Consider the following 14,705-nt stretch of genomic DNA (forward strand, 5'->3'; position numbering starts at 1 on the left):
AACACCCACCTGGGACGATCCTTTGCAAGCCGGGGCCGGTTCAAAACCGCAGCTTCCGACCAACCTCGTTTCTTTCATTGACAGCAGAAAAGAACAGACCTAGGTTCCCGGCCATGCGCTCGACCCCACCCGGCGAGGCGATACCGGTTCAAACCCCGGCCGCCTCGCAGATCTTCACCATCGTGCTGTCGCACGGGCCCCTGACCCGGGCCGACATCGCCCGGCGTGCCGGGCTGTCCGCCGCCGCGGTCACCAAGGCGGTCCGGCCCCTCATCGAGGCCGGCTACCTGGTGGACGAGGCGGACGGAGCGGCCCGTACCGCACTCGGGCGGCCCGCCAACCAGGTTCGTGTGGACGCCGGGCGGGCGCTGTTCATCGGCCTCAAGGTGACCGGTGACGAGATCATCGGCGTCCTCACCGACCTGTGCTGCCGCATCCGGGTCGCCCGGCATGTGCCGCTCACCAGCCGCGATCCCGGCTCTGTGCTGGCCGAACTCGCAGGCCTGGTGCAGGAACTGCGCACCGAGGCGGACGGTTTCGGCGTCCAGGTCCGCGGCTTGGGCGTGGCCGTCTCGGGCGACGTCGACCGGGTGGCCGGGGTCGTTCGCTGGTCGCCGTTCCTGGAGTGGCGGGACATCCCCCTGGCCGAGATCGTGGCGACGGTAACCGGTCTGCCGGTCACCGTCGAGAACGACGTACGGGCCCTCACCGTCGCCGAGCAGTGGTTCGGGGCGGGCGTCGGGCTCACCGGCTTCGCCGTCGTCACCGTGGGCGCCGGCATCGGCTGCGGCCTGGTCGTCAACGGCACCGTGGTCTCCGGCGCCTACGGTGTGGCCGGCGAGATCGGCCACCTGGCCATCGACCCCGCAGGACCGCTGTGCCACTGCGGCAACCGCGGCTGTGTGGAGGCCATCGCCGCCGATCCCGCGATCGTCCGGGACGTGCGCGCGGCGACCGGAGTCGCGGTGGCCGACGCCGCCGAAGCCCTCGAACTCGCCCACCGGGGCGACCCCGGGGCCCGCGCGGTCTACGCGCGGGCCGGCGAGGCGATCGGGCGGGCCATCGGCGCCGTGGCCAACCTGCTGGGCCCGCAACGCGTGATCATCTCCGGCGAGGGCCTGGCGGCCTACGACCTGTTCGCCGACCAGATCCGCGACGCCTTCACCGCCGCCGCCTTCGGCACGGCCGCGCAGTGCGACCTGCAGACCCGACCGCTGCCCTTCGACGAGTGGGCGCGCGGGGCCGCGGCCACCGCGATCCAGTCCTTCATCACATCAGACACGTCAAAGGAGTAGCGATGACGCTGCAGAGCCGCACTTCCCCCACCGCTTCCCAGCCCGGCCGCCGTCGCGTGGTCGGCGGCATGCTCGGCCTCGGGGCGGCCGCCCTGGCCGCGCCGCTGCTCACCGCCTGCGGCGGAGGAGCGGGCGCCGACCCCAAGACGGTGACCTTCGGGTCCAACGGCGCCGACGCCACGCCCAAGTCCGCCTACGCGGCGGTGACCAAGGCCTTCACCAAGGACAGCGGTCTGACGGTGAAGACCAACACCGTGGACCACGACAGCTTCCAGAAGAGCATCTCCACCTACCTCCAGGGCACCCCGGACGACGTCTTCACCTGGTTCGCCGGGTACCGCATGCAGTACTTCGCCAAGAAGGGCCTCGCCACGCCGCTGGACGACGTGTGGGAGAAGATAGGCGACGGCTTCAGCGACGCGACCAAGCAACTGTCGCGCGGCGAGGACGGCAAGTACTACTTCGTGCCGCTGTACAACTACCCCTGGGCCGTCTTCTACCGCAAGAGCCTGTTCCAGGAGCGCGGTTACACCGTCCCCCGCACCTGGTCGGAGTTCACCGCGCTGGCCAAGCGGATGAAGAAGGACGGCCTGTCGCCCATCGCCTCCGGCTACGGCGGCGGCGACGCCTGGAGCATCCTGGGCGCCTTCGACTACCTCGACCTGCGGGCCAACGGCTACGACTTCCACATGCAGCTGATGCGCGGCGAGGTCGCCTGGACCGACCGCCGCACCGTCGCGATCTTCGACCTGTGGCGCGAGATCGCCCCGTACTACCAGCAGGGCGCGGCGGGCCGCTCCTGGCAGGACGCCGCCCAGTCGCTGCTGGACAAGAAGTCCGGCATGGCGGTCATCGGGCTCTTCGTCGGGCAGCAGATCTCCGACGAGAAGCTCCGCGACGACATCGACTTCTTCCCCTTCCCCGAGATCGACCCGGCGCAGGGCCAGGACGCCGTCGAGGCGCCCACCGACGGCTTCATGCTCAGCCGCAAGCCGAAGAACGAGGCCGGCGCGAAGAAGCTGCTGGAGTTCCTGGGCAGCGCCGGCGCCGAGAACCTCTACATGGGCGTGGACCCGAGCAACGTGGCCGTGCACGCGAAGGCGGACACCGGCTCCTACAACCCGCTGCAGAAGAAGTCCGCCGAACTCATCGCCTCCGCCAAGCACATCACGCAGTTCGCGGACCGCGACAGCGACCCCGGCTTCGTCTCCACGGTCGTGCTGCCCGGGCTCACGCAGTGGCTGGGCCACCCGGACGACGCCTCGTCCCTGCTGAAGCAGATCGAGTCGCAGCGGTCCCGCTTCTTCACCGCCTGACCCGGACCGGAAGGAACACCGTGCCGTCCGCTCCCCCCTCCGCGCAGCCCTCCGATCCCCCCTCTGCGCGGCCCTTCGCGCGCTCCCGGTCCCGTGCCCGCCGGCTGGGCCCCGGCGACCGCCTCTTCCTGACCGTCGCCGTGGGCATCCCGCTGGTCGCGCTGCTGTTCTTCGTCTGGCTGCCCGCGCTGGCCTCCATGGGCCTGTCGTTCACCAGCTGGGACGGCATCGCGCTGTCCGACATCCACTGGACCGGGCTGGAGAACTACCGGCAGATCTTCACCAACTACCCGCCGTTCTGGCCCGCGGTGCGGCACAACGTGACCTGGCTGCTGTTCACGGCGCTGCTGCCGACCCCGTTCGGCATCTTCCTCGCCTACCAGCTGGACCGGAAGCTGCGCTTCACCCGGGTCTACCAGACCGCGATCTTCCTGCCGATGGTGCTCTCCCTGGCCGTGGTCGGCCTGATCTGGGAGATCATCTACAACCCCGACACCGGGCTGCTCGACGGGATCCTTGGCGCCGCCGCCCCCGGCCACCACATCGACTGGCTGGGGGACCCGGACCTCAACCTGTGGTCCGTGCTGGTCGCCTCGGCCTGGCGGCACACCGGCTACATCATGATCCTCTACCTGGCCGGCCTGAAGGGCTTCGACCCGGCGCTGAAGGAGGCCGCCGCCCTCGACGGCGCCAACGGCCGGCAGACCTTCCTCAAGGTGGTCTTCCCGGCGCTGCGGCCGGTCAACGTCATCATCCTGGTCGTCACCGTCATGGAGTCGCTGCGCGCCTTCGACGTGGTGTACGTGCTCGGCGGCGGCGTCGGCAGCAAGCCCGGGATGGAACTGCTGTCCCTCCTGATCACCGACAACATCATCGGCGAGTCCAGCCACATCGGTTACGGCTCCGCGCTGGCCGTCGTACTGCTGGTCGTCTCCCTGGCCGCCATCGGGACCTTCCTCGTACAGAACTTCCGCAAGGAGGCCCAGTGACCAGCACCGCCACCGAGCGGGCCCCGTCCCGGGAGCGCGTCGGGCGCGGGCCGGGACCGCGCACCGCCGCCTCGCGGCCGCCCCGTCAGACGGGCCGTCACGTGATGCTCGGCGGCATCGCCCTGCTGTGGCTGCTGCCGCTGCTGTGGGCGATGTACACCTCGCTGCGCCCGTACGAGGACACGGCCCGGCACGGCTACCTGTCCTGGCCGCACGGGATCAGCCTGAGCAACTACACCGATGCCTGGGCCCAGTCGGGCATGCCGCACTTTTTCTGGAACTCGGTGCTCATCACCGTGCCCTCGGTGCTGGGGACCCTGCTGTTCTCCGCGGCGGTCGCGTTCTTCGTCTCGCGCTTCGACTTCCGGTGGAACATCGTCCTGCTCATGCTCTTCACCGCGGGCAACCTGCTGCCCGCCCAGGTGCTCATCACCCCGCTCTACCGGCTCTACCTGCTGATCCCCCTGCCGCCCTGGATGAGCGACTCGCTGCTGCTCTACAACTCCGTGTGGGGCATCATCGCCATCCACATCGCCTACCAGTGCGGGTTCTGCACCTTCGTGCTCAGCAACTACATGAAGACGATCCCGCACGAGATCTCCGAGGCGGCGCTCGTCGACGGCGCCCCGGTGTGGCGGCAGTTCTTCCAGATCATCCTGCCGCTGTGCCGGCCGGCCTTCGCCGCGCTGGCCACGCTGGAGTCGATCTGGATCTACAACGACTTCTTCTGGCCGCTCGCGCTCATCGAGACGGGCGACAAGCGGCCCATCACCGCGGCCCTGGCCAATCTCCAGGGCCAGTACTTCACCAGCCCCAACCTCATCGCCGCCGGCGCCCTGATGACGGCCGTCCCCACCCTGCTGGTGTACTTCGCCCTCCAGCGGCAGTTCATCAGCGGCCTGACCATCGGCTCCGGCAAGGGCTGACGCCACCGCGGCATCCGCCCCGCCGTTCCCCCCAACCCCAGGAGGCCGACCCATGCGGTCACCCTCGCACTCCGTCGTGCCCTCGGGCACCGTCCGTACCCTGCTCGTCCTGGCGCTCACCGCCGGTGTGTCCACCGCCGTCCCCGCGGCCCGCGCCGCCGCGCCGGAGACTCCGGCCGTCACGAAGGCACCGGTGGCGGCCAAGCCCTACATGGGCTGGTCGAGCTGGAGCATGCAGTCCTCCAAGTACCCCGGGCTCAACCCGGACGGCGACTACAGCTGGCTCACCGAGCAGAAGGTGCTCCAGCAGACCGACGCCATGGCCGCCAAGCTGAAGAAGTACGGCTACAGCTACGTCAACATCGACGCGGGCTGGTGGCGCGACAAGGACTGGAAGCCCGAGTTCGACGCCAACGGCCGGCAGACCGCGGACCCGGTGCGCTTCCCCCGCGGCATGAAGCCGGTCGCGGACCACATCCACGCCAAGGGCCTGAAGGCCGGCATCTACCTGCCGGTCGGCCTGGAGAAGGAGGGCTACGGCGACGGCAAGGTCCCGGTCTGGAACGCCCCCGGCTGCACCACGGGCGACATCGTCTACGGCGACCTGCGCACCACCAACGGCTGGGACAGCTCGTACAAGATCGACTTCTCCCGGCCCTGCGCCCAGAAGTACATCGACTCGCAGGCCCGGCTGATCGCCGACTGGGGCTACGACTTCCTCAAGATCGACGGCGTCGGCCCCGGCTCCTTCAAGAGCGGCGACAACTACGACAACGTCGCCGACATCGCCGCCTGGCAGAAGGCCATCGCCGCCACCGGCCGCCCCATCCACCTGGAACTCTCCTGGTCGCTGGACATCGGCCACATCGCCGACTGGAAGAAGTACTCCAACGGCTGGCGGATCGACACCGACGTCGAGTGCTACTGCGACACCCTGGTCAGCTGGGAGAACTCCGTCGACGACCGCTTCGCCGACGCCGCGGCCTGGAGCCGGCACGGCGGCCCCGGCGGCTGGAACGACCTGGACTCCCTGGACGTCGGCAACGGCGCCATGGACGGTCTCACCAAGGCCGAGCGGCAGACCTACATGACGCTGTGGGCCATCGCCAAGTCCCCGCTGTTCACCGGTGACGACCTCACCCGCCTCGACGCCTACGGCACCTCGCTGCTGACCAACCGCGAGGTCATCGCCGTCGACCAGTCCAGTACCCCGCCGGCCCGCCCGGTCACCCCGGCCGGCGACCAGCAGGTGTGGGCCGCCAGGAACGCCGACGGGAGCCGGACCGTCGCCCTGTTCAACCTCGGCGACACCCCCGCCGACGTCACCGCCGACTGGGCCGCCCTCGGCTTCTCCGGCCGAGGCTCGGTCCGCGACCTGTGGAACCACCAGGACCTCGGCAGCCGCACGGACAAGATCACCGCGACCCTGCCCGCGCACGGCTCCCGCCTGTTCACCGTCACCCCGCACGGGCCGGCGCAGGCGACGACCGGGTACGAGGCCGAGGCCGCGGGCAACACCCTGGGCGGTGGCGCCTCGGTCGCCGACTGCGGCGCCTGCTCCGGCTCCCGCAAGGTCGGCAACCTCTACCTCGGCGGCTCGCTGGCCTTCAACGACGTGGTCGTCCCGAAGGCCGGCATCTACTCGGTGAAGGTCGCCTACGTCAGCGGTGACGCGCGGTCGGCGCAGGTCTCCGTCAACGGCGGCGGTGCCACGACGTACGCGTTCGCCTCCACCGGCGACTGGGGGACGGCCGAGACCGTGAGCATCCCCCTGAGCCTCAGGGCCGGCGCCAACACCATCACCTTCGGCAGCGGCTCCGGATACGCCCCCGACATCGACCGGATCGACGTCCCGAAGCGCCTGTGACCCCCGCGGGGCCCGGCACGCGCCGGGCCCCGCACCCCGTACGGACGGTCCGCACCGCCGCCACCCGGGCGGTGCCGGACCGCCGCCAACGGGCGGAGGCCGTCCGGGCGAGGTAGACATCAAAGGGTGAGCCGCGGATCCGCATCCGGAGGGGGACCGGGCGGGAAGATCGACTACGAGTCGGTGTTCCTGGCCTTCCCCGTTCCTGTGCTGCTGCTCACCCCGGACCTCGTGATCGCCGACGCCAACGACGCGTTCCTGCGGACCTTCGGCCTCGAACGGGAACAGGTCCGCGGAACACCGGCCGTCGAGGCGTTCCCCATCGAGGCGGACAACGACGTGCAGCGCATGAGCGCCTCGGCGCACCGCGCCGTGGTAACCGGTGAGCAGGACGTCATCGGCCCGATCCGGTACGACGCCGCCGGCAGCCATCCCGGCGACGACGGCGTGCGCTACTGGAGCCCCGTCCACATCCCCGTCGTCGGTCCCGACGGCGAGGTCAGCATGGTCATCGCCCGCCTGGACGACGTGACCGCCCTGGTCCGCTCCGGCCGCGGCCTGGACTCCGAGGGCGGCGGGCTCAGCAGCGACGTGCTGGCCACCGCCGGGCTGCTGGTCCGGGCGCAGGAACTGGAGGAACTCAACGAGCGGCTGCGCGAGGCGCACGCCCGCGAGCGCGCCATCGCGGTCACGCTGCAGCGCTCGATGCTGCCCACCGTGGTCCACGACCAGTACGACTTCGCCGCTGTCCGCTACCGGCCCGCCACCGGTTCGCTGAACGTGTGCGGCGACTGGTACGACCTGATCGGGCTGGAACGCAACCGGCTCGCGGTCGCCGTCGGGGACGTCGTCGGGCACGGCCTGGAGGCCGCGGGCGTCATGGGCCAGCTGCGCAGCGCGCTCAGCGCCGCCGTCCGCGCCTTCGGCCAGCCGGGGCCGGCCCTGAAGACCCTGGCCCGGTACGCCATCACCGTCGAGGGGGCGCTGGCCACCACCGCCGTCCAGACCGTCATCGACCGCGCCCGCGGCACCATCACGTACAGCAGGGCCGGCCACCCGCCGCCCGCCCTGCTCGACGCGGGCAGCGAGACCGCGGTCTTCCTGGACGAGAACGCCGACCCCCCGCTCGGCGCCTGGACGTACGAGGCGAACCGGGCCCAGGCGACGGTGGGCTACTCGCCCGGGGCCATCCTCGTCCTGTACACCGACGGCCTGATCGAGCGCCGCGGCGAGGACATCGACGTCGGGCTGCGGCGCCTCAGGGACAGCATCGTCCGGCACCGCGACCTCGGCCCTGAGGACCTCGCCGACGCCCTGCTGCGCGACCTGCGCGCGGAGGACGGCGCGGACACCGACGACGACGTCGCCCTGGTCACCCTGCGGCTGTGACGGGTGCGGCGCGCCGCGCCCGGACGCCGGCGGGAGCGCACGTAGGGTGATCGGCACCGTGCGACGCGGGGTCCGTCCTGCGGCGGCGGTCGTGGAGAGGGCGGCGATCGATGGCTCGCGAGCACGGCGGCCGGTGTGACGTGATCGTGGTCGGTGCCGGGGCCGCCGGACTGGCGTGCGCGGCCGACCTGAGCGCGGCGGGCCTGTCGGTGCGCGTCCTGGAGGCCTCCGACCGCGTCGGCGGCCGGATGCGGACCGACCGCCACCTCGGCTTCCTGCTGGACCGCGGCTTCCAGGTCTTCAACACCTCCTACCCGCAGGTGCGGCGCCGGTTGCGGCTGCGCGACCTGCGGCTGCGCCCGTTCACGCCCGGGGTGGCGGTGCACACCGACCGCGGGCGGCTGCTGTTCACCGACCCGACCCGCCGACCGCGGGAGGCCGCCGACCTGCTGCCGGGCCGCCTGGCCTCGGCCCGCGACCTGGCCGCGCTCGGCGTGCTGAGCGCCCGCGACATGCTGCTGCCCGCCCGGGTCCTGCGCCGCGGCGCGGACACCACGACGCTCACCGCGCTCGCCGCGGCCGGGCTCTCCGCGGACATCGTCGAGTCCTTCTTCCGGCCGTTCCTTTCGGGTGTCTTCCTGGAGGACGAGCTGGAGACCTCCAGCCGCTTCTTCCACCTGGTGTGGCGCAGCATGCTGCGCGGCACCCTCTGCCTCCCGGCCGAGGGCATCGGCGAGGTGCCCGCGCAGCTCGCCGGGCTGCTGCCCGAGGGCGTCGTCCGTACGGACGCCCCGGTGCGCGAACTGACCGCGTACGGCGTCCTGCTGGACGACGGGACGGAGACGGCGGCGCCGTCCGTCGTCGTGGCGACCGGGCCGGAGGCCGCCGCACGCCTGCTTCCCGGGCTCACCGTGCCCGGGACGCGCACCGTGACGACGCTGTACCACGCGGCCGGCCGCTCGCCGCTGGCGGAGCCCACGCTCCTGGTCGACGCGCGGCGGCGGTTCCTGAACACGGTGGTCCTCACCGAGGTCCAGCCCGGGCTGTCACCGGACGGCCGCGCGCTGGTGTCGACCTCCGTCCTCGGTGTCCCGGGCCCGGAGGAGGAGGCCGCGGTGCGGGAGGCGCTGGCCGAGGTGTACGGGACCGACACGGGCGGCTGGGAGCCGCTGCGCGCCTGCACGGTGCACGGCGCCCTCCCCGCGATGCCGCCGCCGCACCCGTTGAGCCGCGGCAGCCGCGTCACGCCGGGCCGCTACGTGTGCGGCGACCACCGCGCCACGGGCTCGCTCCAGGGCGCCCTGGCCTCGGGCGCGCGCGCCGCGCGCGAACTGCTGGCGGACCACCGCCGCACCGACTAGCGGCTCAGCCCGCCGACCGGGCGTCCGGGACGAGCGCGGCGTCCAGCAGGGACGTGGCGATCGAGCGGGCCACGGCGCCGCTTCCGGGAGCGTTGAGCGCCGTACTGCGGGCGACGGCGCCGTCGTACAGCAGGGCGAACTGCTCGCCGAGCAGTTCCGGGTCACGGGCGCCCGCGCGCCGGGCGAGGCCGGCCAGGCGCCTGGCGAACTCGGTCTTGAAGGACGCGGCGAGCCGGTGCACCGGGTGCTCGGGGTCGGGGACCTCGACGGCGGCGTTGAGGAACGGGCAGCCGCGCAGCGGCGCCGAGGGGTCCGGGGGAGGCCAGGAGAGGACGGCGAGCAGCCGGTCGCGGGCTTCCTCCGGGGTCATCTCCGGCGGGACCCGCGGGGGCAGCAGTCCGTCCTCCATCTCCCGCAGGCAGGCGTGGACGAGCTCGTCCTTGCCGCCGAAGTGCTGGTAGAGCGTGCGCTTGGACACCTCGGCGGCCGCGGTGAGCTGGTCCATGCCGGTGGCGTTGATGCCCTGGGCGGTGAACAGCTCGGTGGCCGCCTTGAGGATCCGCTCCCGCGCGCCGCGGCCGCGGCGCCGGCGTACGGGCGAAGGGTCGGTGATGCTCATGGCTCCAGGGTACCGATCGTTTTACTTAAGCGGACACCCCTGTTACGGTCGCTCTTAAGTACACCGATCGGTGTTCTTAATCGGCCGCCGGCCGGACCCTCCCGCGGGACCCCTCTCCCCGCAGGAGGCGTCCCGCCGGCGGCGCGCCCGATCGGGACGTCCCCCGCACTTCGTCACTCCGTTGGAGACCTCGTCCATGACCGCCTCACCCCCGCATGCGACACCCGCCGGTCGCACCGGCCCGGCACAGGCATCGCCTCCCGCCCCCCGGCCCTCCGCGCGCCGACCGGTGCACCCGGGCCTCGTCCTCGCCGTCCTGGCCACCTCGGTGTTCCTGTCCGGACTGGACGCCTTCGTTGTCAATGTGGCGCTCGCGCCCATCGGCCACGGCGTCGGCGAGACCTCGCTGTCGAAGCTGAGCTGGATCCTCAACGGCTACGCGATCGTGTACGCCGCCCTCCTGGTCCCCGCCGGCCGGCTGACCGACCGTTTCGGCGGCAGGACCGGATTCCTGCTCGGCCTGGGCGTGTTCACCGCGGCCAGCCTGGGCGCCGCGGCGAGCGGTGACCTGTGGGTCCTGGTGGCCTTCCGCTTCCTCCAGGCCGCCGGCGCCGCCGTGCTCACCCCGGCCAGCCTGGGCCTCGTCCTCACCACGGCCCCGCCCGCCAGGCTCACCCGGTACATCCAGATCTGGGCCGCCAGCGGCTCACTGGCTGCCGCGGCGGGGCCCATGGTCGGCGGACTGCTGGTCCAGGCCGCCTGGCAGTGGATCTTCCTGCTCAATCTGCCGATCGGCGTCGCGGCGCTGGTCCTCGCCGCACGCCTGCTGCCCCGCGGGCGGCAGACCCGCGACGCCCGGATGCCCGACCTGCTCGGCGGCGCCCTGCTGGCCGTCGCGATCGGATCACTGGCCCTGGGGCTGGTGCAGGCGCCGGTGTGGGGCTGGGGCGCGGCGCCGACGGTCGGCAGCTTCGCCGTGACCGCGGTGGCGCTCGCGCTGTGCCTGCTGCGTTCCGCGCGGCACCCCGTCCCCGCCGTCGACCTGCGGCTGCTGCGCAACCCGGTGTTCGCCTGGGCCGGCGTCGCGACACTGCTGTTCTACGCCGCCTTCGCCGTCCAACTGCTGGGCCTCACCCTGTGGTTGCAGCAGGAATGGCACTGGTCGGCCATCGAGACCGGCCTCGGCGTCGCCCCCGGCCCCGCGATGGTGTTCGGTGCCTCGGCCGCCGGACGGCACCTCGCCCGGCGTCTCCCGGTCGGTGTGGTGGCGGCACTGGGCGCGGCACTCGTCGCCGTCGGGGCCGCGCTGCTCGCCCTGGCCGCGGGCGGGCAGCTCCACTACGCCACCGACATCCTGCCCGGCTGGCTCGTCGCGGGCGTCGGTGTCGGCCTGGCCCTGCCGACCCTGATCTCCTCGGCCACCGCCGAACTCCCCAAGGACAAGGCCGCCACCGGCAGCGCCGTCGTCACCATGGCCGGCCAGGTCGGGAACGTGATCGGCGTGAGTGTGCTCGTCGTCCTCCTCGCGGCGGGGGCCTCCGGCCAGGCCGCGCACACCTTCGCGCACGCCTGGTGGACCTCGGCCGCGGTCGTCGCCCTCAGCGCGCTCGCCGCGCTCGGCATCACACCGCGCCGCCGGGCAGGCGCTCCCGAGGCCGGCTGACCGTCGCCCCCCACCGCAAACAGCTCGTCCCCCCACATCCAAGGAGATCCCCTTGCGCTACACGACCTTCGGACACCGCACCGGACTGCGCGTCTCGGAGTACGCCCTCGGCACCGGCAACTTCGGCACCAGGTGGGGTGCCGGGGCCGACATCGAGGAGTCCCGCCGTATGTTCGACCGGTTCGCCGAGGCCGGCGGCACCTTCCTGGACACCGCCGACACCTACCAGTTCGGCGAGTCCGAGGAGATCCTGGGGAGCTTCCTCACCGCGGACCGCGACCACTTCGTGCTGGCCAGCAAGTTCAGCAACGGGTACACGGCCCGGAAGGACATCTCCAGGACCGGCAACAGCCGCAAGAACATGATCCATTCGGTGGAGGCCAGTCTGAAGCGCCTCGGCACCGACTACATCGACCTGTACTGGGTCCACTTCCCGGACGACCTGACGCCGATCGAGGAGATCCTGCGCGGCATCGACGACCTGGTGCGGTCCGGCAAGATCCTGCACGCGGGACTCTCCAACTTCCCCGCGTGGCGCATATCCCGCGCCGCCACCCTCGCGGACGTGCGGAACTGGGCCCCGGTCGCCGGCGTCCAGATCGAGTACAGCCTCGTCGAGCGCAGCGCCGACCGCGAACTGCTGCCGATGGCCGAAAGCCTGGGCCTGGCCGCCGCGATGTGGTCGCCGCTCGGCGGCGGGCTGCTGACAGGCAAGTACCGCCGCGGCACGCAGGGCCGGCTGAGCGACCTCAAGACCCTGGTGCACACCGAGAGTTCCGACCAGAAGACCGCCGTCGTCGACACGGTGCTGGACATCGCGCGGGAGACCGGCGCGACGCCCGCCCAGGTGGCCGTGGCCTGGGTGCGCGAACGCGCGGCGCGGGCGGCGACGCCGTTCCTGCCCATCATCGGCCCGCGCAACACCGCCCAGCTGGACGACTACCTCGGCGCCCTGGCGGTCCGGCTGAGCCCGGCGCAGTACACGCGGCTGACCGAGGTCAGCGCCGTCCCGCTCGGTGTGCCGCACGAGGCGGTCCTCGCCGCCCGCGACAGCCTGCGCGGCGGGGACGCCTCCCGAGTCGACGTCCCCGTCCGGCCGGTGGCCTGATCCCCGCGGCCCCGCCGGTGCCCCGCGCCGTCCCGTGGCGCGGGGTGCCGGCGGGAAGGGATCCGCCCCGCTGAAGCGTAATGATAGGGTAAAACGCGCTGGTGGCCAGGCCTACCGCAGTGTTACCCGTGTCGTGGGTCCGGGACGTCGAGGGCTGTGCCACCCGCCCGGCCATGCAGCGACACCACGGGACACCCCCTGGGAGGAAAGAGTGGGAACTCGGCGGACAACCCTTCCCGGCGTCGGAACGCAGTACGACGTCACCACCCGCGCGGGACGGCACCTCTCGGTGGTGGTGCACCAGGACGGGCGGCGCTTCCTGGGCTTCTACGGCGCCGAGGACCCCGATTCGTGCCAGATGTCGATACCACTGGAGGGCGACGAGGCCGCCGTGCTGGCGCGGCTCCTCGACCCCACCCCGCTGGAGGCCGTGCACACCGAGGGGATCGGCCTCGTCACCGAGCAGATCCCGGTCAACTCCCGCTCCCCGTACGCCGGGCGGCTGCTCGGCGACACCCGCGCGCGGACCCGTACCGGCGCCTCCATCGTCGCCGTCATGCGCAGGACGAGCGCCCACCCCTCCCCGGGGCCCGACTTCCGGCTCGCGATCGGCGACACACTGGTCGTCGTCGGCACCCGCGAGGGCGTGGACGCGCTCGCCGCGATCGTGGCGGGGGAGTGAGGATGCACGACACCACCGAACTCCTCATCGAACTCGGCGCCGTCATCCTCGGACTGGGGCTCATCGGGCGCTTCGCCGGACGCCTCGGGCTCTCGCCCATACCCCTGTACCTGCTGGCGGGGCTCGCGTTCGGGCACGGCGGCCTGCTGCCGCTGGACGCCAGCGAGGACTTCACCGCCGTGGGCGCGGAGATCGGGGTGATCCTGCTCCTGCTGCTGCTCGGCCTGGAGTACAGCGCCTCCGAACTCGTCACCAGCCTGCGCACGCAGTACCCCTCGGGTCTGGTCGACTTCGCCCTCAACGCCGTGCCCGGCGCCGCCGCGGCGCTGCTGCTGGGCTGGGGCCCGGTGGCGGCCGTCGCGCTCGCCGGCGTCACCTGGATCTCCTCCTCGGGCGTCATCGCCAAGGTACTGACCGACCTCGGACGGCTCGGCAACCGCGAGACCCCCGTGATCCTCGGCGTCCTCGTCATCGAGGACCTGGCCATGGCGGTCTACCTCCCGCTGCTCACCACCCTGCTCGCCGGCATCGGCCTGGCGGCCGGCGGACTGGCCCTCGCCATCGCCATGGGCACCGTGGGCGCCGTGCTGTTTCTGGCACTGCGCCACGGACGCCTGCTGAGCAAGGCGGTCTCCTCGGAGAACCCGGAGATGCTGCTGCTCGTCGTCTTCGGACTGGCCCTGGTGGTCGCGGGGTTCGCGCAGAAGCTCCAGGTCTCCGCCGCCGTCGGGGCGTTCCTGGTGGGCATCGCCCTGTCCGGGGAGGCGGCCGAGGGCGCGAGCCGGCTGCTGATGCCGCTGCGCGACCTGTTCGCCGCCGTCTTCTTCGTGTTCTTCGGCCTGTCCACCGACCCGTCGGCCATCCCGCCGGTGCTGCTGCCGGCGCTCGCGCTGGCCGCGGTGACCACCGTCACCAAGATCATGACGGGCTGGTACGCGGCACGCCGGGCGGGCATCCACACCCGGGGCCGCCTGCGGGCCGGCGGCACTCTCGTGGCCCGTGGCGAGTTCTCGATCGTCATCGCGGGCCTCGCCGTCGCCAGTCAGCCCCGGATCGGCCCGCTGGCCACCGCGTACGTCCTGATCCTGGTCATCGCCGGACCCCTGGCCGCCCGTTGGACCGAGCCCGCCGTCAGCGCGCTGCGGGCGGTGTTCCGCCGTGTGCCGTCCACCGGGGCCGAGGCGGGCGGGCCGATGGCGGTCGAGGAACTCCCGGACGCGTCCCCGGCGGGGGCGCCGCGCTCGTCGGGCTGAGCGTCCCGGCCGCGGCGGTGCGTTGCCGCGCCGCCGCGGCCCCGGCACCGCCCTACGCACGGTGCAGACGCGCGTCCGCAAAAAGGCCGAAAGGCGCTGTGCGACGGTCCGGGCCCGCCATGGCGCGGTCTTCGCGCGTGTGGCTGAAAACTGCCGGTACGCGAGCCCGCGGCACGGCGAACGGGCCGCCGCGGCCGGGCAGTCGGGCGCAGGGCGGGGGAGGGGTCTGCCTGCGCC

Annotated in this window: 12 protein-coding genes; 11 read left to right on the forward strand and 1 reads right to left on the reverse strand. The window is 72.5% G+C overall.

Annotated elements, in window-relative coordinates; all coding sequences use genetic code 11:
- Positions 1-113 precede the first annotated feature (113 nt).
- The 7 genes from ABZ883_RS21620 to ABZ883_RS21650 all read left to right on the forward strand — a co-directional run bounded on the left by ABZ883_RS21620 (position 114) and on the right by ABZ883_RS21650 (position 9,143).
- Positions 114-1,295: an ROK family transcriptional regulator gene (locus tag ABZ883_RS21620; RefSeq protein ID WP_360908333.1), complete on the forward strand. Its 1,182-nt coding sequence runs from the start codon at positions 114-116 to the stop codon at positions 1,293-1,295.
- Between the two features lie 2 nt (positions 1,296-1,297).
- A complete protein-coding gene (locus ABZ883_RS21625; protein ID WP_360908335.1) occupies positions 1,298-2,611 on the forward strand; it encodes an ABC transporter substrate-binding protein in 1,314 nt (437 codons plus the stop codon).
- 20 nt (positions 2,612-2,631) lie between these two features.
- Positions 2,632-3,600, forward strand: a complete 969-nt coding sequence (locus ABZ883_RS21630) for a sugar ABC transporter permease (protein ID WP_360908338.1) — start codon at positions 2,632-2,634, stop codon at positions 3,598-3,600.
- A 101-nt stretch (positions 3,601-3,701) separates the two neighbouring features.
- A complete protein-coding gene (locus ABZ883_RS21635; RefSeq protein ID WP_360908690.1) occupies positions 3,702-4,526 on the forward strand; it encodes a carbohydrate ABC transporter permease in 825 nt (274 codons plus the stop codon).
- Positions 4,527-4,578: 52 nt separating this feature from the next.
- Positions 4,579-6,393 (forward strand): CBM35 domain-containing protein, encoded by a 1,815-nt coding sequence (locus ABZ883_RS21640; protein WP_360908340.1) that lies wholly within the window; start codon positions 4,579-4,581, stop codon positions 6,391-6,393.
- A 126-nt stretch (positions 6,394-6,519) separates the two neighbouring features.
- Positions 6,520-7,782: a SpoIIE family protein phosphatase gene (locus ABZ883_RS21645; protein ID WP_360908342.1), complete on the forward strand. Its 1,263-nt coding sequence runs from the start codon at positions 6,520-6,522 to the stop codon at positions 7,780-7,782.
- A 110-nt stretch (positions 7,783-7,892) separates the two neighbouring features.
- A complete protein-coding gene (locus tag ABZ883_RS21650) occupies positions 7,893-9,143 on the forward strand; it encodes an NAD(P)/FAD-dependent oxidoreductase (protein ID WP_360908344.1) in 1,251 nt (416 codons plus the stop codon).
- Between the two features lie 4 nt (positions 9,144-9,147).
- Here ABZ883_RS21650 and ABZ883_RS21655 read toward each other — a convergent pair whose 3' ends face one another.
- Positions 9,148-9,762: a TetR family transcriptional regulator gene (locus ABZ883_RS21655; RefSeq protein WP_360908346.1), complete on the reverse strand. Its 615-nt coding sequence runs from the start codon at positions 9,760-9,762 to the stop codon at positions 9,148-9,150.
- A 196-nt stretch (positions 9,763-9,958) separates the two neighbouring features.
- Here ABZ883_RS21655 and ABZ883_RS21660 point away from each other — a divergent pair, with 196 nt between their 5' ends.
- The 4 genes from ABZ883_RS21660 to ABZ883_RS21675 all read left to right on the forward strand — a co-directional run bounded on the left by ABZ883_RS21660 (position 9,959) and on the right by ABZ883_RS21675 (position 14,468).
- The gene (locus ABZ883_RS21660) at positions 9,959-11,425 is read left to right on the forward strand and encodes an MFS transporter (RefSeq protein WP_360908348.1); all 1,467 of its coding nucleotides are present in this window, start codon (positions 9,959-9,961) and stop codon (positions 11,423-11,425) included.
- 52 nt (positions 11,426-11,477) lie between these two features.
- Complete coding sequence (locus ABZ883_RS21665; RefSeq protein WP_360908350.1) at positions 11,478-12,533, forward strand: aldo/keto reductase; 1,056 nt, start codon at positions 11,478-11,480, stop codon at positions 12,531-12,533.
- Between the two features lie 211 nt (positions 12,534-12,744).
- Entirely contained in the window at positions 12,745-13,215 is a 471-nt protein-coding gene (locus ABZ883_RS21670; protein ID WP_360908352.1) for a TrkA C-terminal domain-containing protein, read from the forward strand.
- 2 nt (positions 13,216-13,217) lie between these two features.
- The gene (locus ABZ883_RS21675) at positions 13,218-14,468 is read left to right on the forward strand and encodes a cation:proton antiporter (RefSeq protein WP_360908355.1); all 1,251 of its coding nucleotides are present in this window, start codon (positions 13,218-13,220) and stop codon (positions 14,466-14,468) included.
- The last annotated feature ends 237 nt before the right edge of the window (positions 14,469-14,705 follow it).

The sequence above is a fragment of the Streptomyces sp. NPDC046977 genome (assembly GCF_040644455.1).
GTDB lineage: Bacteria > Actinomycetota > Actinomycetes > Streptomycetales > Streptomycetaceae > Actinacidiphila.

Coding starts and splice junctions, on each gene's coding strand:
- ABZ883_RS21620 (WP_360908333.1), top strand. CDS start 114: ATGCGCTCGACCCCACCCGGCGAGGCGATACCGGTTCAAACCCCGGCC.
- ABZ883_RS21650 (WP_360908344.1), top strand. CDS start 7,893: ATGGCTCGCGAGCACGGCGGCCGGTGTGACGTGATCGTGGTCGGTGCC.
- ABZ883_RS21675 (WP_360908355.1), top strand. CDS start 13,218: ATGCACGACACCACCGAACTCCTCATCGAACTCGGCGCCGTCATCCTC.
- ABZ883_RS21625 (WP_360908335.1), top strand. CDS start 1,298: ATGACGCTGCAGAGCCGCACTTCCCCCACCGCTTCCCAGCCCGGCCGC.
- ABZ883_RS21640 (WP_360908340.1), top strand. CDS start 4,579: ATGCGGTCACCCTCGCACTCCGTCGTGCCCTCGGGCACCGTCCGTACC.
- ABZ883_RS21655 (WP_360908346.1), bottom strand. CDS start 9,762: ATGAGCATCACCGACCCTTCGCCCGTACGCCGGCGCCGCGGCCGCGGC.
- ABZ883_RS21660 (WP_360908348.1), top strand. CDS start 9,959: ATGACCGCCTCACCCCCGCATGCGACACCCGCCGGTCGCACCGGCCCG.